Annotated in this window: 14 protein-coding genes and 1 pseudogene; 13 read left to right on the forward strand and 2 right to left on the reverse strand. The window is 60.8% G+C overall.

What is annotated here, in order from left to right:
- Window positions 1-2,208, reverse strand: a 2,208-nt coding sequence (locus tag Q7W83_RS01885; protein WP_473655604.1) for a primosomal protein N', incomplete at its 3' end; no start/stop codon positions are given.
- 169 nt (window positions 2,209-2,377) lie between these two features.
- On the opposite strand from Q7W83_RS01885, the gene rpmE reads away from it, so the two are divergent.
- The 3 genes from rpmE (at window position 2,378) to Q7W83_RS01900 (ending at window position 4,874) form a co-directional block, all read left to right on the forward strand.
- Window positions 2,378-2,608, forward strand: coding sequence for a 50S ribosomal protein L31 (gene rpmE / locus Q7W83_RS01890; RefSeq protein WP_017336116.1), 231 nt, complete (start codon window positions 2,378-2,380; stop codon window positions 2,606-2,608).
- 14 nt (window positions 2,609-2,622) lie between these two features.
- Complete coding sequence (locus Q7W83_RS01895; protein WP_473655605.1) at window positions 2,623-3,423, forward strand: thermonuclease family protein; 801 nt, start codon at window positions 2,623-2,625, stop codon at window positions 3,421-3,423.
- A 182-nt stretch (window positions 3,424-3,605) separates the two neighbouring features.
- Entirely contained in the window at window positions 3,606-4,874 is a 1,269-nt protein-coding gene (locus tag Q7W83_RS01900; protein ID WP_017336118.1) for a malic enzyme-like NAD(P)-binding protein, read from the forward strand.
- A gap of 160 nt (window positions 4,875-5,034) precedes the next feature.
- Here Q7W83_RS01900 and Q7W83_RS01905 read toward each other — a convergent pair whose 3' ends face one another.
- Window positions 5,035-7,470 (reverse strand): penicillin-binding protein 1A, encoded by a 2,436-nt coding sequence (locus Q7W83_RS01905; RefSeq protein WP_412071042.1) that lies wholly within the window; start codon window positions 7,468-7,470, stop codon window positions 5,035-5,037.
- A gap of 218 nt (window positions 7,471-7,688) precedes the next feature.
- On the opposite strand from Q7W83_RS01905, the gene Q7W83_RS01910 reads away from it, so the two are divergent.
- The 10 genes and pseudogenes from Q7W83_RS01910 to Q7W83_RS01955 all read left to right on the forward strand — a co-directional run.
- On the forward strand, window positions 7,689-8,753 hold the full coding sequence (locus Q7W83_RS01910; protein ID WP_150632725.1) for a pilus assembly protein PilM: 1,065 nt from the start codon (window positions 7,689-7,691) through the stop codon (window positions 8,751-8,753).
- A complete protein-coding gene (locus Q7W83_RS01915) occupies window positions 8,753-9,319 on the forward strand; it encodes a PilN domain-containing protein (RefSeq protein ID WP_150632724.1) in 567 nt (188 codons plus the stop codon). The genes Q7W83_RS01910 and Q7W83_RS01915 overlap by 1 nt, the downstream gene beginning before the upstream one ends.
- Window positions 9,316-9,939 carry a type 4a pilus biogenesis protein PilO gene (gene pilO / locus Q7W83_RS01920; protein ID WP_150632723.1) on the forward strand — a complete coding sequence of 208 codons (624 nt, stop codon included), beginning with the start codon at window positions 9,316-9,318 and terminating at the stop codon, window positions 9,937-9,939. Before Q7W83_RS01915 ends, pilO begins: the two co-directional genes overlap by 4 nt.
- Window positions 9,936-10,463, forward strand: coding sequence for a pilus assembly protein PilP (locus Q7W83_RS01925; RefSeq protein ID WP_473655606.1), 528 nt, complete (start codon window positions 9,936-9,938; stop codon window positions 10,461-10,463). The genes pilO and Q7W83_RS01925 overlap by 4 nt, the downstream gene beginning before the upstream one ends.
- A gap of 13 nt (window positions 10,464-10,476) precedes the next feature.
- A complete protein-coding gene (locus Q7W83_RS01930; RefSeq protein WP_150632721.1) occupies window positions 10,477-12,564 on the forward strand; it encodes a type IV pilus secretin PilQ in 2,088 nt (695 codons plus the stop codon).
- 4 nt (window positions 12,565-12,568) lie between these two features.
- Window positions 12,569-13,087 carry a shikimate kinase AroK gene (gene aroK, locus Q7W83_RS01935; RefSeq protein WP_150632720.1) on the forward strand — a complete coding sequence of 173 codons (519 nt, stop codon included), beginning with the start codon at window positions 12,569-12,571 and terminating at the stop codon, window positions 13,085-13,087.
- A 151-nt stretch (window positions 13,088-13,238) separates the two neighbouring features.
- Window positions 13,239-14,340 (forward strand): annotated as a pseudogene (gene aroB, locus Q7W83_RS01940) (3-dehydroquinate synthase).
- Window positions 14,341-14,350: 10 nt separating this feature from the next.
- Window positions 14,351-15,952, forward strand: a complete 1,602-nt coding sequence (locus Q7W83_RS01945; RefSeq protein ID WP_150632718.1) for an AAA family ATPase — start codon at window positions 14,351-14,353, stop codon at window positions 15,950-15,952.
- A 351-nt stretch (window positions 15,953-16,303) separates the two neighbouring features.
- A complete protein-coding gene (gltB, locus tag Q7W83_RS01950) occupies window positions 16,304-20,749 on the forward strand; it encodes a glutamate synthase large subunit (RefSeq protein ID WP_150632717.1) in 4,446 nt (1,481 codons plus the stop codon).
- Between the two features lie 33 nt (window positions 20,750-20,782).
- The coding region (locus tag Q7W83_RS01955) for an FAD-dependent oxidoreductase (protein WP_473655607.1) at window positions 20,783-22,164 on the forward strand (1,382 nt) is incomplete at its 3' end.

Raw genomic sequence — 22,164 nt, forward strand, 5'->3', positions numbered from 1 at the left:
GACGGGATCGACATCCAGCGACCAGCGCACCGCCCGCCCGCTCGGCATCTGCTCCAGCGCCAGCAACCAACTGGCCAGTAGCCGGTGCAGCGGCGCCCGAGCCGTTGCCTGCAACAACAACTGCGCGCGATAACGCCCGGCCCGCCGTTCCATTGGCGCCGGCACCGGCCCGAGCAATTCGATCCCGGTCAGACTCTGTTCGGCCAGCAAGCGTTCCGCCTCGCTGCACGCCTCATCCAGAAAACCTTCGGCTTGCCCCGGTTTATGTGCTTCCGCACGCAGCAGCGCCAGGTGCGCAAACGGCGGCAAACCGGCAGAGCGCCGCTCGCTCAGCGCCTGCTCGGCGAAGGCGAAATAGCCTTGCTCGGTCAATTGCACCAGCAGCGGATGGTCCGCCAGATGGGTCTGGATAATCACTTTTCCCGGCTCTTCGGCCCGACCTGCACGGCCGGCGACCTGCACGATCAATTGCGCCATGCGCTCGCTGGCGCGGAAGTCGCCGGAGAACAAGCCACCGTCCGCATCGAGAATCGACACCAGCGTCACCCGTGGAAAGTGATGCCCTTTGGCAAGCATCTGCGTGCCCACGAGAATGCACGGGTGCCCCTTCTGAATGGTTGCGAACAACTGATTCATCGCGTCTTTGCGCGACGTGCTGTCGCGGTCGACCCGCAACACCGGAACATCCGGGAACAGAATGGCCAGGCGTTCTTCGGCGCGCTCGGTGCCGGCGCCCACCGGCCGCAAATCCACTTTGCCGCACTTCGGACAGTGCCGGGGCACGCGTTCGACGTAGCCGCAATGGTGGCAACGCAGTTCGCCGGAGCGTTGGTGCACGGTCATCCGCGCATCGCAGCGCTGGCATTCGGACATCCAGCCGCAATCGTGGCACAGCAGTGTCGGTGCGAATCCTCGACGGTTGAGGAACACCAAAACTTGCTGTCCGGCCGCGAGTGTCTGGCCAATGGCTTGCTGCATCGGCCCGGAAATGCCGCTGTCGAGCGGGCGACTTTTCACATCCAGACGCAGGAAACGCGGCTGCTTGGCGCCGCCCGCACGCTCGTTCAGACGTAGGAGGCCGTACCGCCCGGTGTAGGCGTTGTGCAGGCTTTCCAGCGAAGGCGTGGCGGAGCCGAGCACGATCGGGATGTTTTCCTGCCGCGCGCGCACCAATGCCAGGTCGCGGGCGTGATAGCGCAGGCCTTCCTGCTGTTTATAGGAGCCGTCGTGCTCTTCGTCGATGATGATCAGGCCGGGATTTTTCATCGGCGTGAACAGCGCCGAACGGGTGCCGATAATAATGTCGGCGTCGCCATCCCGGGCGGCGAGCCAGGCTTCAAGGCGCTCGCGGTCGTTGACCGCCGAGTGGATCAGCGCAATTCGTGCATTGAAGCGTTGTTCGAAGCGCGCAAGGGTTTGCGGGCCGAGGTTGATCTCCGGGATCAACACCAGCGCTTGCTTCCCGGCTTCGAGGGTTTCACGGATCAGCTGCAAATAGACTTCGGTCTTGCCACTGCCGGTGACCCCGGCCAGCAAGAATGCGTGATAACTGTCGAACCCGGCGCGAATCGCTTCGTAGGCGGTGCGTTGCTCAGGGTTGAGCGGTAACTCCGGTTGCGCCAGCCAATGCTCGTGACGTGCGCCGGGGGCGTGCTTGCGGATCTCCACTTGCACCAGATCCTTGGCCAGCAGCAGGTCGAGGCTGTCCTTGCTCAGCATCAGTTTGCTCAGCAACTGATGGGCGACGCCGTGAGGATGCTGGGCCAGGGTTGCCAACGCCTCGCGCTGACGCGGGGCTCGGGCGATACGCGGGTCATCGAGGCTGGCGCCAGGCGCGGCGGACCAGAAACGTTCCTGGCGCGCTTCGGCCAGCTCACCCTGACGCAACAACACCGGCAGCGCCCAGCTCAGGGTGTCGCCGAGGCTGTGCTGATAATACTGGGAGGTCCACAGGCATAGCTTGAACAATGCGGGGGGCAAGGGCGGCGTGGCGTCGAGCAGGGCCAGGGCCGGTTTGAGTTTTTCTGCCGGGACTTCACTGGTGTCGGTGACCTCCACCAGAATCCCGATCATCTCCCGCCGGCCGAACGGCACCCGCAGGCGCATACCGGGCTGCAACTGGTCGCGCAGGACCCCGGCCGGGGCGCGATAATCGAACAGGCGGCGCAGGGGCGAAGGCAGGGCGAGGCGCAAAATGGCGTCGGGCACGCGATGATTTTCTCGATGATGGAGCGGCGAAGAAGGCCGGGAGCCTAGCAGACGGTCGGTCTCAGCGACAGCTTGCGTGATTGAGATTGTCTGGTAGAATCCGCGGCCTAATTACGTGCGGTATTCAACAATAGTGTTGGGTGGCGGCACGCAGCCCGAGGAAGACACGATGAAAGCTGATATCCATCCAACATACGAAATCACCGCAGTTACCTGCAGCTGTGGCAACAAGTTCGAAACTCGTTCGAACCTGGCCAAGCCTCTGGCGATCGACGTATGCAACGAGTGCCACCCGTTCTACACCGGTAAGCAGAAGACTCTGGATACCGGCGGCCGTGTACAGCGCTTTGCAGACCGTTTCGGTGCTTTCGGCAAGAAACCTGCTGCTGCAGCAGAGTAAGGTTCGAAAGCCCCATGGGCTTTACCTTGCTAATGAAAAAGGCGTCCCTCGTGGGCGCCTTTTTTGTGTCCGCAATTTGGCTCTCGGGCGCCCAAGCCTTCTGTCCGGTGCCAAGTGGGCTGGCGTCGGTCGCGGTGCAACGCGTGGTGGATGGCGACACATTGCGCCTGAGCGATGGCCGTAGCGTGCGCATGATCGGCTTGAACACGCCCGAGCTGGGCAAGCAGGGCCGCTCCGACGAGCCGTTCGCCGTGGCGGCGCGCAAGCGTCTGGAAGCCTTGGTGGCTGCCAGCGGCGGGCGGGTGGGTGTGCTCCTCGGTAAAGAGAGCAAGGATCACTACGGTCGCACCCTGGCGCATGTTTATGGCGCCGAGGGGGCCAACCTCGAAGCGCAGATGCTCGCAGAAGGGCTCGGTTTTCAGGTGGCGGTCGCGCCAAATGTTGATCTGGTCACCTGTCAGCAGGCGGCGGAACGCAGTGCGCGGCAAGCGGGGCTCGGGGTGTGGCGCCAGTCGCCTGTACTGAAAGCGGAGCAGATCAACACGTCTGGCTTCGCTGTGGTCAGCGGGCGTGTGAGCAGGGTTCAGCGCAATCGCGGCGGCGTTTGGATCGAGTTGCAGGATTCGCTTGTACTGCGGGTTGCACCCAATTTACTGGGGCAGTTCGACGTCCCGGCGCTGGAACGCCTGAAGGGCAAGCAGATCGAGGCGCGTGGCTGGGTCGTGGACCGTTCCCGCCGTGGCGGGTTGAAACCGGGGCAGGCGCGATGGCTCCTGCCCTTGACTGATCCGGCGATGTTGCAAGCGGTGCCTTGATAAAAAATTGTAGACATTTTTTGTGTCGATTGTGAACAGTCTATCCCTTGTGTTCCGTGGCTCTTGGCCCAAAGTCGTAGGGCCGGGCGCTTGACAGGGGTGACTGGTCAGTCTTGTGGGGACTTTGCGAGGCGCGTATCCTCGCTGACCAGTCTGTCCAACAGTAAAAGCGGAATGCCCCCATGTCTGATTTGAAAACTGCCGCTCTCGAATATCACGCCCATCCTCGTCCAGGTAAGCTGAGTGTCGAGCTCACCAAGGCCACCGCTACCGCCCGCGACCTGTCGCTGGCCTACAGCCCCGGCGTAGCCGAACCAGTACGCGAAATCGCTCGCGACCCTGAACTGGCCTACAAATACACCGGCAAAGGCAACCTGGTTGCAGTCATTTCCGATGGCACCGCGATTCTGGGCCTGGGCAACCTTGGTCCATTGGCTTCCAAGCCAGTGATGGAAGGTAAAGGCGTGCTGTTCAAGCGCTTCGCCGGCATCGACGTTTTCGACATCGAAGTCGACTCCGAAAGCCCGCAAGCCTTCATCGACACCGTCAAGCGCATCTCCATCACCTTCGGTGGCATCAACCTGGAAGACATCAAGGCACCTGAGTGCTTTGAGATCGAACGCGCTCTGATCGAGCAGTGCGACATTCCGGTGTTCCACGATGACCAGCACGGCACCGCAATCGTAACTGCGGCCGGCATGATCAACGCCCTGGAAATCGCTGGCAAAACCCTTGCTGACGCGAAGATCGTCTGCCTGGGCGCTGGTGCGGCTGCCATCTCCTGCATGAAGTTGCTGGTGAGCATGGGCGCCAACATCGAAAACATCTACATGGTTGACCGTACCGGTGTGATCCACTCCGGCCGTGACGACCTGAACCAGTACAAGGCTGTCTTCGCTCACGCGACCGACAAGCGCACCCTGGCAGATGCCCTGCAAGGCGCGGACGTGTTCGTTGGCCTGTCCGGCCCGAACCTGCTCAGCGCTGAAGGCCTGAAGTCCATGGCGGCCAACCCGATCGTGTTCGCGTGCTCGAACCCTGATCCGGAAATCGCCCCGGAGCTGGCGCACGCCACCCGTGACGACGTGATCATGGCGACCGGCCGTTCGGACTACCCGAACCAGGTCAACAACGTGCTCGGCTTCCCGTTCATCTTCCGTGGTGCCCTGGACGTTCGCGCCAAGCGCATCAACGAAGAAATGAAAGTGGCCGCGGCCAACGCCCTGCGTGAACTGGCCAAACTGCCGGTTCCTCAGGAAGTCTGCGACGCCTACGGCGGCATCAAACTGGAATTCGGTCGTGAGTACATCATCCCGAAACCAATGGATGCGCGTCTGATCACCCTGATCTCCGATGCCGTGGCCAAGGCTGCGATCGAGACCGGCGTGGCAACCCTGCCGTATCCGAAGAACTACCCGCTGAAAAGCGTGGATGATGTGTTCAACGGCTAAGCCGTTGTAGCGCTTCAATCAAAGGCCCCGACTTGTAATGAGTCGGGGCCTTTTTGCATCTGCGGGTTTTGCATCGCCCGCAAAGACGACGCAAAACCTGCAGGCAATAAAATGCCCCGCACTTCTCTCGAAGGCGGGGCTTTTTCATATGGCTACGCGATCAGAACAAATCGATCGGCGCCGCTTCATCCGCTGGCAGCGGGCTGCCTGGCGCATTGCCGTTGCCCAGCTCATTCGCCGACGGTGGCGTATCTTCGGCCTTGAACAGCTCGAAGTACGCGCCAGGCGTGCCCGGAGAGGCTGCACGTCCACTGATCGGGTCAACCCGCAGGCTGAGGATGCCTTCCGGCTCTGGCTGCGTGTGTGGCGGCTTGTCTTTGAGCGCGGCGCCCATGTAATTCATCCAGATCGGCAGGGCGACGGTGCCGCCGAACTCGCGCTTGCCCAGGCTTTCCGGTTGGTCGAAACCGGTCCAGACGGTGGTCACGTAATCGGCGTTGTAGCCCGAGAACCAGGCATCCTTCGATTCGTTGGTCGTACCGGTTTTCCCGGCGATGTCGGGGCGCCCCAAGGCCAGTGCGCGGCGGCCGGTGCCGAGTTTGATCACGTCCTCGAGCATGCTGTTGAGGATGTAAGTGGTACGGCCATCGACAATGCGCTCCGCCACGGCGGGTGCCTGAGGCACGGGTTGGCCCGGAGCCTCGCCCGGCGTCGCGTTGACCGTAAAGGCTTCGGCGACGGGGGCGGCAATGCCATCCGGGGCGACGCCACCTTTCGGCACGCTTGGCGGGTTGGCGACGAACAGTGAGTCGCCGTTGCGGCTTTCGATCTTGTCGATGATGTACGGGGTGATCTTGAAGCCGCCGTTGGCGAATGTGCTCCAGCCGGTAGCGATTTCCATTGGCGTCAGGGTCGCGGTGCCCAGGGCCAGCGACAGGTTGCGCGGCAGGTCCTGCTTGTTGAAGCCGAACTTGCTGATGTAGTCGATGGTGCGATCGACGCCCAGCGCCTGCACCAGGCGGATCGACACCAGGTTGCGCGACTTGTACAGCCCTTCACGCAAGCGGATCGGGCCGAGGAAGGTGTTGGTGTCGTTCTTCGGACGCCAGACTTTGTCCAAGTATTCGTCGACGAACACGATCGGTGCGTCGTTCACCAGGCTGGCGGCGGTGTAGCCGTTATCCAGCGCGGCGCTGTAAACGAACGGTTTGAAACTCGAGCCTGGCTGGCGCTTGGCCTGCAGGGCACGGTTGTAGTTGCTCTGCTCGAAGGCGAAACCGCCGACCAGCGAACGAATGGCGCCGTTCTGCGGATCAAGGGAGACCAGTGCGCCCTGAGCTTGCGGGATTTGGCTGAATTTCAGCGAATTATCCGGCTGACGCTGCACACGAATCAGATCACCGACCTGCGCCACATCCGCAGGCTGCTTCGGATTGGCGCCCATGCTGTTGGTGTTCAGGAACGGCCGCGCCCATTTCATGCTGTCCCAGCCGATGTGTTCGTCGCCGGTACGGGTCAGCACTTGCAGGCCGTTCTTGTCGACCTGCGTGACGATGGCCGGTTCCAGGCCGCTGATGGTGCGCTGCTTGGTCAGCTCGGTGGCCCAGGCCTCACGGGTCTTGCCCGGCAGGCGTGACTCAGGGCCGCGATAGCCATGACGCTGATCGTAGGTCATCAGGCCTTCGTGGACAGCAGTGTTGGCCATTTCCTGCAGGTTGCTCGGCACCGTGGTCGTGACGCGGAAACCCTCGGTGTAGGCATCGCTGCCGTAGCGGCCGACCATTTCGGCGCGGGCCATTTCAGCGATGTACGGCGCATTCACTTCCGGGGTTGGCACGTGATAGCTGGCGTTCAGTGGCTCGTTGATCGCGGCGGTGTAATCGCTCTCGGTGATCTTGCCGAGCTTGTACATGCGCCCGAGGATCCAGTCACGACGCTCCTTGCTGCGGGCCGGATTGGCCAGCGGGTTGAAGCGTGACGGGGCTTTCGGCAGGCCGGCGATCATCGCCATCTGCGCCAGGCTGACATCACGAATCGACTTGCCGTAATACACCTGCGCCGCGGCCTCGATGCCGTAGGCCCGGTTGCCCAGATAGATTTTGTTGACGTACAGCTCAAGGATCTCATCCTTGGTCAGCTGTCGTTCGATCTGCAGGGCCAGGAGAATTTCAGTGGTCTTGCGCGAAAAGCTGCGTTCGCTGGTCAGGAAGAAGTTTTTCGCCACCTGCATGGTGATGGTGCTGCCGCCGGACTGGATGTGTCCGCTTTTGACCAACTGGGTGGCGGCGCGCATCAGGCTGCTGGGATCGACGCCGTAGTGATTGGCGAAATTGTCATCTTCAGCACTTAGTAACGCATTAATGAAATTGGGGGGAATGTCGGCGAAACGGATCGGCGTACGGCGCATTTCGCCAAATTCTGCGATCAACTTGTTGTCGCTGCTGTAGACGCGCAATGGAATCTGCAACTGGATGCTTCTCAGAGCCTCCACAGATGGTAATCCCGGACTAAGGTAAAGAAATGCGCCGCTCAGACCGAGGAGCAGTCCGCAGAAAACGGCGACGATGGACCAACCGAAAAATTTCAGCAGACGAATCAAGGCTTTGGGATATCCAGGGCAAAGAATGAATTAGGCAGCAGGGCTCAGATAAACAGGAAACGACCCGCGCTTGCAGTAAAAACCGGAAAAAAACGCTGGGCATTATAAGCATTTTTCCGTCGAGAGCGTCATTTGCGCTGCTGTCAAGACGGGTGGTTTGAACGCAACGCACATTACAGAGTCCGTAAGACACGGATAGTCATAGGGAATTGGTAGTGCTAGGACTCTTCAATAAAAAAGCCAATACGCTTCTGGGGATCGACATCAGCTCCACGTCGGTGAAGCTTCTGGAGCTAAGCCGTCAGGGCGACCGCTACCGGGTCGAGGCTTATGCCGTAGAGCCGCTGCCGGCCAGTGCGGTGGTCGAGAAAAATATCGCCGAGCTCGAAGGCGTGGGTCAGGCCCTCGCACGCGTGCTGCTCAAGGCCAAAACCAGCCTCAAGAACGTGGCCGTCGCCGTGGCCGGTTCTGCCGTCATCACCAAAACCATCGAAATGGATGCCGGTCTTTCCGACGACGAGATGGAAAACCAGCTGAAGATCGAGGCCGATCAGTACATCCCTTATCCACTGGATGAAGTCGCCATCGACTTTGAAGTGCAGGGCGCGTCGGCGCGTAACCCGGAGCGGGTCAATGTGCTGCTGGCTGCCTGTCGCAAGGAAAACGTCGAAGTCCGTGAAGCGGCGCTCGCACTGGCCGGCCTGACGGCGCGCGTGGTCGATGTCGAGGCTTACGCGCTGGAGCGGTCATTCGGCTTGCTGACCGGGAATCTGGCAGCGTCTCGCGAGCACCTGACGGTCGCCGTAGTCGACATCGGCGCGACCATGACCACCCTGAGCGTGCTGCGCAACGGGAAAATCATTTATACCCGCGAACAATTGTTCGGCGGCCGCCAGCTGACAGAAGAAATCCAGCGACGTTATGGCCTGACCCTCGAGCAAGCGGGGCTGGCGAAGAAGCAGGGCGGGTTGCCGGACGATTATGTCAGCGAAGTGTTGCAGCCCTTCCGCGATGCGCTGGTGCAGCAAGTGTCGCGTTCGTTGCAGTTTTTCTTTGCTTCCGGCCAGTACACTTCGGTTGACCATATCCTGTTGGCTGGCGGCACCGCTTCGGTTCCGGGGCTGGACCGATTGATCGAGGAGCGACTGGGTACTCCGACGCAAGTGGCCAATCCATTCGCCGACATGACCCTGAGCAGCAAAGTCAACGCCGGTGCCCTGGCCAGCGACGCGCCCGCACTGATGATTGCCTGCGGGTTGGCCCTCAGGAGTTTCGACTGATGGCGCGGATCAACCTTTTACCTTGGCGCGAAGAGCTGCGGGACGCACGTCGCAAACGCTTTTTGCTGGCGCTGGTCGGCGCACTGGTGGCCGCTGTGGCAGCGGTGCTGATCGCGAATCAGGCCATCAACGACGCCATAGACCGACAGGTCGCCCGAAACGATTACATCGGTAAACAGATTGCGGTGGTTGACGAACGGATCAAGCAGATCAGCGACCTCAAGGCCCGGCGTCAGCAGTTGGTCGAACGCATGCGCATCATTCAGGACCTGCAGGGCAATCGTCCGATCAGCGGGCGGATCTTCGATCAATTGGCGCGTACGTTGCCGGACGGGGTGTATTTCACCGAGGTGAAAATGGAGGGTAAGACCCTGTCCATCACCGGCGCGGCAGAATCCAATAACCGTGTTTCCGACCTGATGCGCAATCTGGATGCATCGGACTGGTTCGATGCGCCCACCCTGACAGAGGTCAAGGCGACCACTGCCGGCCAACTGGATCAGGCCAACGTCTTTCAGTTGACCGTGCGCCAGACCCAGCCTGCTGCCATGGAGGCCGTTCAATGAGGCCGGCCGAATGGATCGAAGGGCTGCGCAAGATCGACATCAACGATCTGGACACCAACAACATGGGGTCCTGGCCGCCCACCATCAAGGCACTGGCGGGTATTCTGCTGATGATTCTGGTGCTGGCCCTGGGCTACAGCTTTTCCATCAGCGACCTTGAGAGTCAACTTGAACTCAAGCGCGAGGAAGAGTCGACCCTCAAGGAGCAGTTCGCCACCAAGGCCCACATGGCGGCGAATCTTGAGCTGTACACCCAGCAGATGAAGGAAATGGAGAACTCCTTTGGCGTGCTCCTGCGGCAATTGCCCAGCGACACCGAAGTGCCTGGTCTGCTGGAGGACATCACCCGGACCGGCCTCGGGAGCGGGTTGGAGTTTGAAGAGATCAAGCTGCTGCCAGAGGTGACCCAGCCGTTCTACATTGAACTGCCGATCCAGATCACCGTCACCGGCGCCTATCATGACCTAGCCACGTTCGTCAGTGGCGTGGCCGGGCTGCCGCGGATCGTCACACTGCATGACTTCGATCTTGCCCCGGCCAACCCCGAAGGCGGCCCGAAATTGCGCATGAGCATCCTCGCCAAGACCTACCGCTACAACGACAAGGGGCTGCAAAAATGAGCCCGATTCGTTTTTTTCCGATGATCGGGCTGTCGGCCGTCCTGGCTGGCTGTGGCGGCGGCAATGACTTCAGCGATCTCGACGCTTACATGAACGAAATGCGTTTGCGTGCGCCTGGCAGGATTGAACCAACGCCGACATTCCGGTCTTACCCAACGTTCACCTACAACGCCGCTAACTTGCGAAGCCCGTTTTCCCGGCAGGTCAGAGTTGATCTGGCCGGCCAGAAACATGGCGCACGCAATGTCAAACCTGACCCCGATCGGGTCAAGCAGTACCTCGAAGGTTTCAACATCGAGCAGTTTGAAATGGTCGGCACGATCTCCAATGCGGCTGGCTCCTTTGCGCTGTTGCGCGGGGCGGGCGGTGTGCATCGGTTGAAGGTCGGCGATTACCTGGGACGTAACGATGGCCGGATCGTCGCCATCAGCGGCTCGCAAGTCGATGTGGTCGAAATCGTTCCCGACGGCGAAGGCGCCTGGCTGGAGCGGCCGCGGACCATCCCTTTGAAAGAGCACTCATAGTGGAACTCGAATAATGAACAGGATTTTCGCAACCTTCGGAATTTCGCTATGGATAGCGTTGCTGTCGCCGATGGTACAAGCGGCCAACCTCAAAGCGCTGGATGTCGCTGCGCTGCCGGGAGACCGCGTCGAGTTGAAGTTGTCATTCGATGGTGCCCCCCCGGCGCCCCACGGCTACACGACGGAGCAGCCTGCGCGGATTGCGCTGGACCTGCCCGGGGTGGTCAACCAACTGGCGAGCAAGACCCGCGACCTGGGCGGCGGTAATGCTCGCAGCGCCACGGTGGTGGAAGCCAAGGACCGCACGCGGCTGATCATCAATCTGACTCAGTTGACTCCGTATACCGCTCGCGTCGAAGGCAACACTCTGTTTGTGGTGGTCGGGCGTGGAGCCAGTAACGCAGCGTCTGCACCCGCGGCCAAGCCGCCACGTGTCGCCACGGCCACTCCGGCGCCGGCCAAGACCTATGCGCCGGTGAGCAAGGCGATCCGTGGCGTGGATTTCCAGCGCGGAACCCAGGGTGAAGGCAATGTGGTCATCGATCTGTCGGATCCCTCCATTGCCCCGGACATTCAGGAGCGCGATGGCAAGATCGTCCTTAACTTCGCCCGAACCCAGTTGCCGGAACCTTTGCGAGTGCGCCTGGACGTCAAGGACTTCGCCACGCCTGTGCAATTCGTTAACGCCAGCGCCACCGGAGACCGGGCGACCATCAGCATCGAGCCCAGTGGCGCATTCGATTACTCGACCTACCAGACCGACAACAAACTCACCGTCAGCATTCGCCCGATGACCGTCGATGATTTGCAAAAACGCAACGCCGAGCGCTTTGCCTACACCGGTGAAAAGCTCTCGCTGAATTTTCAGGACATCGATGTACGCTCGGTTCTGCAACTGATCGCCGACTTCACCAATCTCAATCTGGTGGCCAGCGACACGGTGCAGGGCGGCATCACCTTGCGTCTGCAAAACGTGCCATGGGATCAGGCGCTCGACCTGGTGTTGAAAACCAAGGGGCTGGACAAGCGCAAGATCGGCAACGTGCTGTTGGTGGCCCCGGCCGACGAGATTGCCGCGCGCGAACGTCAGGAGCTGGAATCGCAGAAGCAGATTGCCGATCTTGCGCCATTGCGTCGTGAACTGCTGCAGGTCAATTACGCCAAGGCGGCGGATATCGCCAAATTGTTCACGTCGGTGACCAGTGCCGAGGCGAAAGTGGACGAACGGGGTTCGATCACCGTCGATGACCGGACCAACAACATCATTGCCTATCAGACTCAGGATCGCCTCGACGAACTTCGCCGGATCGTCGCGCAGCTGGACATCCCGGTGCGTCAGGTGATGATCGAGGCGCGAATCGTCGAAGCCAACGTCGACTACGACAAAAGCCTTGGCGTGCGCTGGGGCGGTTCATTGCAGAACAAGGGCAACTGGAACACGTCCGGGGTCAGCAATGGCGCCAACGCGTCGTCGACCATTGGCACGCCTGGCAGCACCAGTACCAATTCGCCGTTCGTCGATATGGGTGCCGCCGCCAACACCTCGGGGCTCGGTATCGCGTTCATCACCGACAATGTGCTGCTGGATCTCGAGCTGACCGCCATGGAAAAAACCGGCAACGGCGAAATCGTCTCGCAGCCCAAGGTGGTCACGTCCGACAAGGAAACTGCAAAAATCCTCAAGGGCACCGAGATTCCCTATCAGGAAGCCAGCTCCAGTGGCGCCACATCGGTGTCATTCAAGGAGGCCTCGCTGTCGCTTGAGGTGACGCCGCAGATCACTCCGGACAACCGGATCATCATGGAGGTCAAGGTCACCAAGGACGAACCGGACTACCTGAACAAGGTGCAGGATGTACCGCCGATCAAGAAAAACGAGGTGAACGCCAAGGTCCTGGTCAATGACGGCGAGACCATCGTGATCGGTGGCGTTTTCTCAAATACTCAGAGCAAGGTTGTAGATAAGGTGCCATTTCTCGGTGATGTGCCGTATCTTGGCCGCCTTTTCCGGCGTGACGTGGTTTCGGAGAAAAAATCCGAGCTGCTGGTATTTCTCACTCCGCGTATCATGAACAACCAGGCGATTGCTGTGAGTCATTGATTCTGTGCGAAATTTGATTCTTGTTGGACCGATGGGGGCTGGAAAAAGCACCATCGGCCGGTTGCTGGCCAAAGAGCTGCGCCTGCCATTCAAAGATTCCGATAAGGAAATTGAATTGCGCACGGGCGCCAATATCCCATGGATTTTCGATAAGGAAGGCGAGCCAGGCTTTCGTGATCGCGAGCAGGCGATGATCGCCGAGCTGTGCGGTTGCGATGGCGTGGTGCTGGCGACCGGTGGTGGTGCAGTGATGCGCGAAGCCAATCGTCGGGCGCTGCGTGCCGGTGGTCGGGTGGTATATCTGCATGCTTCCGTCGAGCAGCAGGTCGGCCGCACTGCCCGCGATCGTAATCGACCACTGTTGCGTACCGCGGATCCGGCCAAGACCCTTCGGGACCTGCTGGAGTTGCGCGATCCGCTATATCGGGAAATCGCCGACCTGGTGGTTGAAACGGATGAGCGGCCGCCGCGTATGGTGGTGCTCGATATTCTCGAGCGCTTGCAGCAACTGCCTCCCCGTTAAAGCGCAGCGCGAAATGCGCTATCCTCGGCGTCCTGCCACGACGGCTCAAGGTTGTGGCGGATGGCTACCGAACGGCGTCACACCATCAGATGCCCTGGATACTCGATAACTCAAGGCGGGACGCCTGATTTCATCTTCACTGTGGGGACACATGCAGACACTCAAGGTCGATCTAGGCGAGCGCAGCTACCCGATTCATATTGGCGAAGGTTTGTTGGATCAGCCAGAGCTGCTGGCCCCGCATATTCGCGGACGGCAAGTGGCGATCATCTCCAACGAAACCGTTGCGCCGCTCTATCTTGAACGTCTGACCCGCAGCCTTGCGCAGTTTTCGGTGATTTCCGTGGTGCTGCCCGACGGCGAAGCCTTCAAGACCTGGGAAACCCTGCAACTGATTTTCGACGGCTTGCTGACTGCACGACACGACCGTCGCACGACCGTTATCGCACTCGGTGGGGGCGTGATTGGCGACATGGCCGGTTTTGCCGCTGCCTGTTACCAGCGTGGCGTCGATTTCATCCAGGTTCCGACCACGCCTGTTGTCGCAAGTCGACTCCTCGGTGGGCGGCAAGACCGGGATCAATCATCCGCTGGGCAAAAACATGGTCGGCGCCTTCTATCAGCCGAACGTGGTGCTGATCGATACCGCCTCCCTCAATACCCTGCCGGCCCGCGAATTGTCCGCCGGGCTTGCTGAAGTCATCAAATACGGCTTGATCTGCGACGAGCCGTTCCTGACCTGGCTCGAAGAAAACGTCGATCGCCTGCGTGCCCTGGACCAGGTCGCCTTGACCTATGCCATCGAGCGCTCCTGCGCGGCCAAGGCGGCGGTGGTCGGCGCCGACGAAAAGGAAACCGGTGTACGGGCCACGTTGAACCTGGGCCACACGTTTGGCCACGCCATCGAAACCCACATGGGATATGGTGTCTGGCTGCATGGTGAAGCGGTCGCTGCTGGCACGGTAATGGCGCTGGAAATGTCCACGCGTCTCGGCTGGATCAGTGAGCAAGAGCGTGATCGCGGTATTCGCCTGTTCCAGCGTGCCGGCCTGCCGGTCATCCCGCCTCCAGAGATGACTGAGGCCGATTTTCTCGAACACATGGCAATTGACAAGAAAGTGATCGACGGTCGTTTGCGCCTGGTGCTGCTGCGCCACATGGGCGAAGCCGTGGTGACCGACGATTATCCGAAAGAGGTTTTACAGGCCACGCTGGGAGCGGATTACCGCGCCCTGGCTCAGCTTAAAGGTTAATAAGATCCCGATGACTAGTTTGCATGCCGACGAGGCTTTCCTCGGCCATTACCAGTTGAGTCATGACCCTTTTGCTCCGCGGGTACCTGGCTTCAAATTTTTCCCGGCTCAGCGCAAACCGGTGCTGGGTCAGCTGCATCACCTGGCACGTTACAGCCAGTTGCTGCTGGTGGTCACCGGCCCGCAAGGCAGTGGCAAGACCCTGTTGCGTCAGGCCCTGGTGGCCAGCACCAACAAACAGTCCGTTCAAAGCGTAGTGGTTTCCGCCCGCGGTGCCGGTGATGCGGCGGGCGTATTGCGTCAGGTGGCTCAGTCGCTGAACGTCGCTCAAGCTGAGATTGGCCCGATCCTGGCTCAAGTGGTGCAACTCGCACTCACGGGGCAGGAAGTCTATTTGCTGGTGGATGACGCCGAACAACTCGACGAATCTGCGCTCGAAGCCTTGATGGAGTTGGCCGCCGGTGCGCCGGAAGGCCGCCCGCACGTGTTCCTGTTCGGCGAGTCCTCGCTGATTGCGCAACTTGAGGCGCTGAGCCTCGAAGAAGAGCGCTTCCACGTCATCGAACTGCAGCCTTACACCGAAGAAGAAACCCGCGAGTATCTGGACCAACGGCTCGAAGGCGCGGGCCGGGGTATCGAACTTTTCACTGCAGAACAGATCTCTGATATTCACGAAAGCTCCGACGGCTGGCCTGGCAACATCAACCAGGTCGCCCGCGATGCAATGATCGAAGCCATGATTGCCAGCCGCTCAGCGGTCAAGCGTCCAAGTATGGGGTTCAACATGCCGAAGAAACACGTATTGGCGATTTCCGCCGTCGTCGTGGTCGCGGTAGCCGCCGCCTGGTTGATGCCGGGTCGCAGCAAAGCACCGACCACCGGCGCACCAGCCAACGAACAGGCGCAACTGCCGCTCGGCCAGGGCACGCCACAACCTAACAGCGGCGGCGCACCTGCCGTGGAATTCGCGGGCAACTCGCAACCGATGCCATTGCCGCTGGTCGGCAACTCGCAGCCGGTCATGCGTGGCCCGTTGGCGGAAGCGGCCGGTGGCATCACCGAAGGCGACGATGGCGTGCCGGTCGAAGGTTCCAGCGCTACACCTCCGACCGTGACCACCACCGCGCCGCCTGCGGGCATCCAGCCTGGTCCTGCGCCGACGCCTGCCACCAAGCCGGTGCCAGCGCCGACTCAGGTCGCGACCGCCAAGCCAGCCCCGACTGCGCCTGCCGTTAAGCCGGCTCCGGCGCCAGCCAAGCCTGCCGTCGTGGCCACCGCCAAGCCTGCCGAGAAACCAGCCGCCGCTGCTGCTGCGAAAGGCGCTGGTGGTACCTGGTACGCTGGTCAGGCTCCGGGTAACTACGTGGTGCAGATCCTCGGCACCAGCTCCGAAGCCGCCGCGCAATCCTTCGTGAAAGAGCAGGGCGGCGAGTACCGCTATTTCAAGAAAGTCCTCAACGGCAAGCCGCTTTACGTCATCACCTACGGCAACTTCGCCAGCCGCGATGCAGCCGTTACCGCCATCAAGGCCTTGCCAGCGAAGGTTCAGGCTGGTAAACCTTGGCCTCGCACTGTCGCCAGCGTCCAACAGGAACTGGCAACAACTCGCTGAAGATTCGGCGGCCTTACCCAGGCCGCCTCTCCCGGCACCTCAAAATTTCTGCAAGAGCGCGCTGGCCTCACAGGCCGCGTGCCTTGTGGTGTCTGCGTCACAGTAGTCTTTGAGTCGTTGCGGTCGAAATTAAAAAAAGTTTTGACTAGCACAGCAGATCGCTTTAAACCTTTCACAAATGCGACATAGATTTGCGACAGTTCGTCGTCAAATTTGTGAGCCTCTGTGTCGGTGTGTACAATGACCTCCCTTTTGCCCCCGCAAAGCTGGCGTACGTTCGGCGCGGATGGTAAGTGGTTGAATTGAAAAGAAATTTGCCTCGACAAGAGGCAGCCTGGTGAGAAAGTGTCTATGAAAGCAGGTCTGTACCAACCAGATGAATTCAAGGATAACTGCGGTTTCGGCCTGATAGCCCATATGCAGGGCGAGCCCAGTCATACCCTTTTGCAAACGGCCATCGAGGCCCTGACCTGCATGACCCACCGCGGTGGGATCAACGCCGACGGCAAGACCGGTGACGGTTGCGGTCTGCTGATTCAAAAACCGGATGTGTTCCTGCGAGCCATCGCCCAGGAAACCTTCGGCGTCGAATTGCCCAAGCAATACGCAGTGGGCATGGTCTTCTTCAACCAGGACCCGGTCAAAGCCGAAGCCGCTCGCGAGAACCTCAACCGCGAAATCCTGGCCGAAGGCCTGCAACTGGTCGGCTGGCGCAAAGTGCCGATCGACACCAGCGTCCTCGGCCGCCTGGCCCTTGAGCGCCTGCCGCAGATCGAGCAGGTCTACATCGGCGGTGAAGGCCTGAGCGATCAGGACATGGCGATCAAGCTGTTCAGCGCCCGTCGTCGCTCGTCCGTGGCGAACGCCGCCGACGTCGATCACTACATCTGCAGCTTTTCGCACAAGACCATCATTTATAAAGGCCTGATGATGCCGGCGGATTTGACCGCCTTCTATCCAGACCTCAGCGATCAGCGCCTGCAAACCTCGATTTGCGTGTTCCACCAGCGCTTCTCCACCAACACCCTGCCGAAATGGCCGCTGGCCCAGCCATTCCGCTTCCTCGCCCACAACGGCGAGATCAACACCATCACCGGCAACCGCAACTGGGCCCAGGCCCGTCGCACCAAGTTCACCAACGATCTGATGGATCTGGAAGAACTCGGCCCGCTGGTGAACCGCGTCGGTTCCGACTCATCGAGCATGGACAACATGCTTGAACTGATGGTCACCGGTGGCATCGACCTGTTCCGTGGCGTGCGGATGATCATTCCGCCTGCGTGGCAGAACGTCGAAACCATGGACCCGGATCTGCGTGCGTTCTACGAATACAACTCGATGCACATGGAACCGTGGGACGGCCCGGCCGGTGTGGTAATGACCGATGGTCGTTACGCGGTGTGCCTGCTCGACCGTAACGGTCTGCGTCCGGCGCGCTGGGTCACCACCAAAAACGGTTTCATCACCCTGGCCTCGGAAATCGGTGTCTGGAACTACCAGCCTGAAGACGTGATCGCCAAGGGCCGCGTTGGCCCGGGCCAGATCTTCGCCGTGGACACCGAAACCGGCCAGATCCTCGACACCGATGCGATCGACAACCGCTTGAAATCCCGTCATCCGTACAAGCAATGGCTGCGCAAGAATGCCCTGCGCATCCAGGCGACCATGGAAGACAACGATCACGGTTCGGCGTTCTACGACGTCGATCAGCTCAAGCAGTACATGAAGATGTACCAGGTCACGTTCGAAGAGCGCGACCAGGTGCTGCGTCCGCTCGGCGAGCAAGGCTACGAAGCCGTTGGCTCGATGGGTGACGATACGCCGATGGCCGTGCTGTCCCAGCGCGTGCGCACGCCGTACGACTATTTCCGCCAGCAGTTCGCGCAGGTGACCAACCCGCCGATCGACCCGCTGCGCGAAGCCATCGTCATGTCGCTGGAGATCTGCCTCGGTGCCGAGCGCAACATTTTCCAGGAGTCGCCGGAACATGCTTCGCGCGTGATCCTCAGCTCGCCGGTCATTTCCCCGGCCAAGTGGCGCTCGCTGATGAATCTCGATCGTCCGGGCTTCGAGCGCGCGATTATCGACCTCAACTACGACGAAAGCGTCGGCCTCGAAGCGGCCGTGCGCAACGTCGCCGATCAGGCTGAAGAAGCCGTTCGTGCCGGTCGCACCCAGATCGTCCTGAGTGACCGTCACATCGCGCCGGGCAAGCTGCCGATTCATGCTTCGCTCGCTACCGGCGCGGTGCACCACCGCCTGACCGAAAAAGGCCTGCGTTGCGACTCCAACATCCTGGTCGAAACCGCTACCGCACGCGATCCGCACCACTTCGCCGTGTTGATCGGTTTTGGCGCCTCGGCGGTCTATCCGTTCCTGGCCTACGAAGTGCTGGGCGACCTGATCCGCACCGGTGAAGTGCTGGGCGACCTCTATGAGGTGTTCAAGAACTACCGCAAAGGCATCACCAAAGGCCTGCTGAAAATCCTGTCGAAGATGGGTATTTCGACCATCGCCTCGTACCGCGGTGCGCAGCTGTTCGAAGCCATCGGCCTGTCCGAGGAAGTCTGCGACCTGAGCTTCCGCGGCGTGCCAAGCCGCATCAAAGGCGCACGTTTCGTCGACATCGAAGCCGAGCAGAAAGCCCTCGCCGCTGAAGCCTGGAGCCCGCGCAAGCCGATCCAGCAGGGCGGCCTGCTGAAGTTCGTCCACGGTGGCGAATATCACGCCTACAACCCGGACGTGGTCAACACACTGCAAGCCGCTGTGCAGCAGGGCGACTACAGCAAGTTCAAGGAATACACGGCGCTGGTGGACAACCGTCCGGTGTCGATGATCCGCGACATGTTCAAGGTCAAGACCCTGGACACGCCGCTGGACATCAGCGAGATCGAACCGCTGGAATCGGTGCTCAAGCGCTTTGACTCCGCCGGCATCTCGTTGGGCGCGCTGTCGCCGGAAGCTCACGAAGCCCTGGCCGAAGCCATGAACCGCCTTGGTGCGCGTTCCAACTCCGGCGAAGGCGGCGAAGACCCGGCGCGCTACGGCACGATCAAGAGCTCGAAAATCAAGCAGGTTGCGACGGGCCGTTTCGGTGTTACGCCGGAATATCTGGTCAACGCTGAAGTGCTGCAGATCAAGGTCGCCCAGGGCGCCAAGCCCGGCGAAGGCGGTCAGCTGCCAGGCGGCAAGGTCAACGGTCTGATCGCCAAGCTGCGTTACGCAGTGCCGGGCGTGACCCTGATCTCGCCACCGCCGCACCACGACATTTATTCCATCGAAGACTTGTCGCAGCTGATTTTCGACCTGAAACAAGTCAACCCGAAGGCCCTGGTCTCGGTGAAGCTGGTGGCAGAAGCGGGCGTCGGCACCATCGCCGCCGGTGTGGCCAAGGCCTACGCGGACTTGATCACCATTTCCGGTTATGACGGCGGCACCGGCGCATCGCCACTGACCTCGATCAAATACGCGGGCGCTCCGTGGGAACTCGGCCTGGCCGAAACCCACCAGACCCTGCGTGGCAATGACCTGCGCGGCAAAGTCCGGGTGCAGACCGACGGCGGCCTGAAAACCGGCCTCGACGTGATCAAGGCCGCGATCCTCGGCGCTGAAAGCTTCGGCTTCGGCACCGCGCCAATGATCGCGCTGGGCTGCAAGTACCTGCGTATCTGCCACCTGAACAACTGCGCCACCGGCGTCGCGACTCAGAACGAGAAGCTGCGCAAGGATCACTACATCGGCACCGTCGACATGGTGGTGAACTTCTTCACCTACGTCGCCGAAGAAACCCGTGAGTGGCTGGCCAAGCTGGGCGTGCGCTCCCTCGAAGAGCTGATCGGTCGTACCGATCTGCTGGACATCCTCGAAGGCCAGACCGCCAAGCAGCAACACCTGGACCTGACCCCGTTGCTGGGCAGCGATCACATCCCGGCAGACAAGCCTCAGTTCTGTCAGGTCGAGCGCAACCCGCCGTTCGACAAAGGTCTGCTGGCCGAGAAAATGGTCGACATGGCCACCTCGGCCATCAACGACATGAGCGGCGCCGATTTCGCCCTGGATATCTGCAACTGCGACCGTTCGATCGGTGCGCGGATCTCCGGTGAAATCGCGCGCAAGCACGGCAACCAAGGCATGGCGAACGCGCCGATCACCTTCCGCTTCAAAGGGACGGCCGGTCAGAGCTTTGGTGTGTGGAACGCCGGTGGCCTGAACATGTACCTGGAAGGCGACGCCAACGACTACGTCGGCAAAGGCATGACCGGCGGCAAGCTGGTCATCGTTCCGCCGAAGGGCAGCGTCTACAAGACTCAGGACAGTGCGATCATCGGCAACACCTGCCTTTACGGCGCCACTGGCGGCAAGCTGTTCGCCGCCGGTACCGCGGGCGAGCGTTTCGCGGTGCGTAACTCCGGTGCTCACACCGTGGTGGAAGGCACCGGCGATCACTGCTGCGAATACATGACCGGTGGTTTCGTCTGCGTGCTGGGCAAGACCGGTTACAACTTCGGCTCAGGCATGACCGGCGGTTTCGCCTACGTGCTCGACCAGGACAACACCTTCGTTGACCGGGTCAACCACGAACTGGTGGAAATCCAGCGGATCAGCGGCGAAGCGATGGAAGCCTACCGCAGCCACCTGCAACGCGTGCTGAACGAGTACGTCGAGGAAACCGACAGCGAGTGGGGTCGTGAACTCGCGGAAAACCTCGATGACTACCTGCGTCGTTTCTGGTTGGTCAAGCCAAAGGCTGCCAGCTTGAAAACGTTGCTTTCCAGCACCCGTGCCAACCCGCAGTGATATGCGCCTGAAGAGTTTGATGAGGTTTTAACAATGGCTGAACGTCTGAATAACGACTTCCAGTTCATCGACGTCGGGCGCAAAGATCCGAAGAAGAAACTGTTGCGTCAACGCAAGAAAGAGTTCGTGGAGATCTACGAACCCTTCAAACCCCAGCATTCGGCCGATCAGGCCCACCGCTGCCTGGGTTGCGGTAACCCGTATTGCGAATGGAAGTGCCCGGTGCACAACTTCATTCCGAACTGGCTGAAACTGGTGGCCGAGGGCAACATCCTCCAGGCCGCCGAGCTGTCGCACCAGACCAACACCCTGCCGGAAGTGTGCGGTCGGGTGTGCCCGCAGGATCGTCTGTGCGAGGGTGCCTGCACCCTCAACGACGGCTTCGGCGCGGTGACCATCGGTTCGGTCGAGAAGTACATCACCGACACCGCGTTCGCCATGGGCTGGCGCCCGGACATGTCCAAGGTCAAGCCGACCGGCAAGCGTGTAGCCATTATCGGCGCAGGCCCTGCCGGCCTCGGTTGTGCCGACGTGCTGGTGCGCGGCGGCGTGACCCCGGTGGTGTTCGACAAGAACCCGGAAATCGGTGGTCTGCTGACCTTCGGTATCCCCGAGTTCAAGCTGGAAAAGACCGTGCTGAGCAATCGTCGCGAAGTCTTCACCGGCATGGGCATCGAGTTCCGTCTGAATACCGAAGTGGGCAAGGACGTGTCCGTCGAGCAACTGCTCGAAGAATACGATGCCGTGTTCATGGGCATGGGCACCTACACCTACATGAAGGGCGGGTTTGCCGGTGAGGATTTGCCGGGTGTGCATGACGCGCTCGACTTCCTGATCGCCAACGTCAACCGCAACCTGGGCTTTGAAAAGTCGCCGGAAGATTTCGTCGACATGAAAGGCAAGAAGGTTGTGGTGCTGGGCGGCGGGGACACGGCGATGGACTGCAACCGTACTTCGATCCGCCAGGGCGCCAAGTCGGTGACCTGTGCGTATCGTCGTGACGAAGCGAACATGCCGGGCTCGCGCAAAGAGGTGAAGAACGCCAAGGAAGAAGGCGTGAAATTCCTCTACAACCGCCAGCCGATCGCCATTGTTGGTGAAGACAAGGTTGAAGGTGTGAAGGTGGTCGAGACCCGTCTCGGCGAGCCGGACGCCCGTGGCCGTCGCAGCCCCGAGCCGATCCCGGGTTCCGAAGAGATCATCCCGGCCGACGCCGTGGTCATCGCTTTCGGTTTCCGACCAAGCCCGGCTGCGTGGTTCGAGCAGCACAGCATCCAGACCGACAGCCAGGGCCGCGTTGTGGCGCCGGAACAAGGTCAATACAAGCACCAGACCAGCAACCCGAAAATCTTCGCCGGTGGCGATATGGTTCGCGGTTCTGACCTGGTGGTGACGGCGATCTTCGAAGGCCGCAA

The sequence above is a fragment of the Pseudomonas sp. 300 genome (assembly GCF_055803035.1).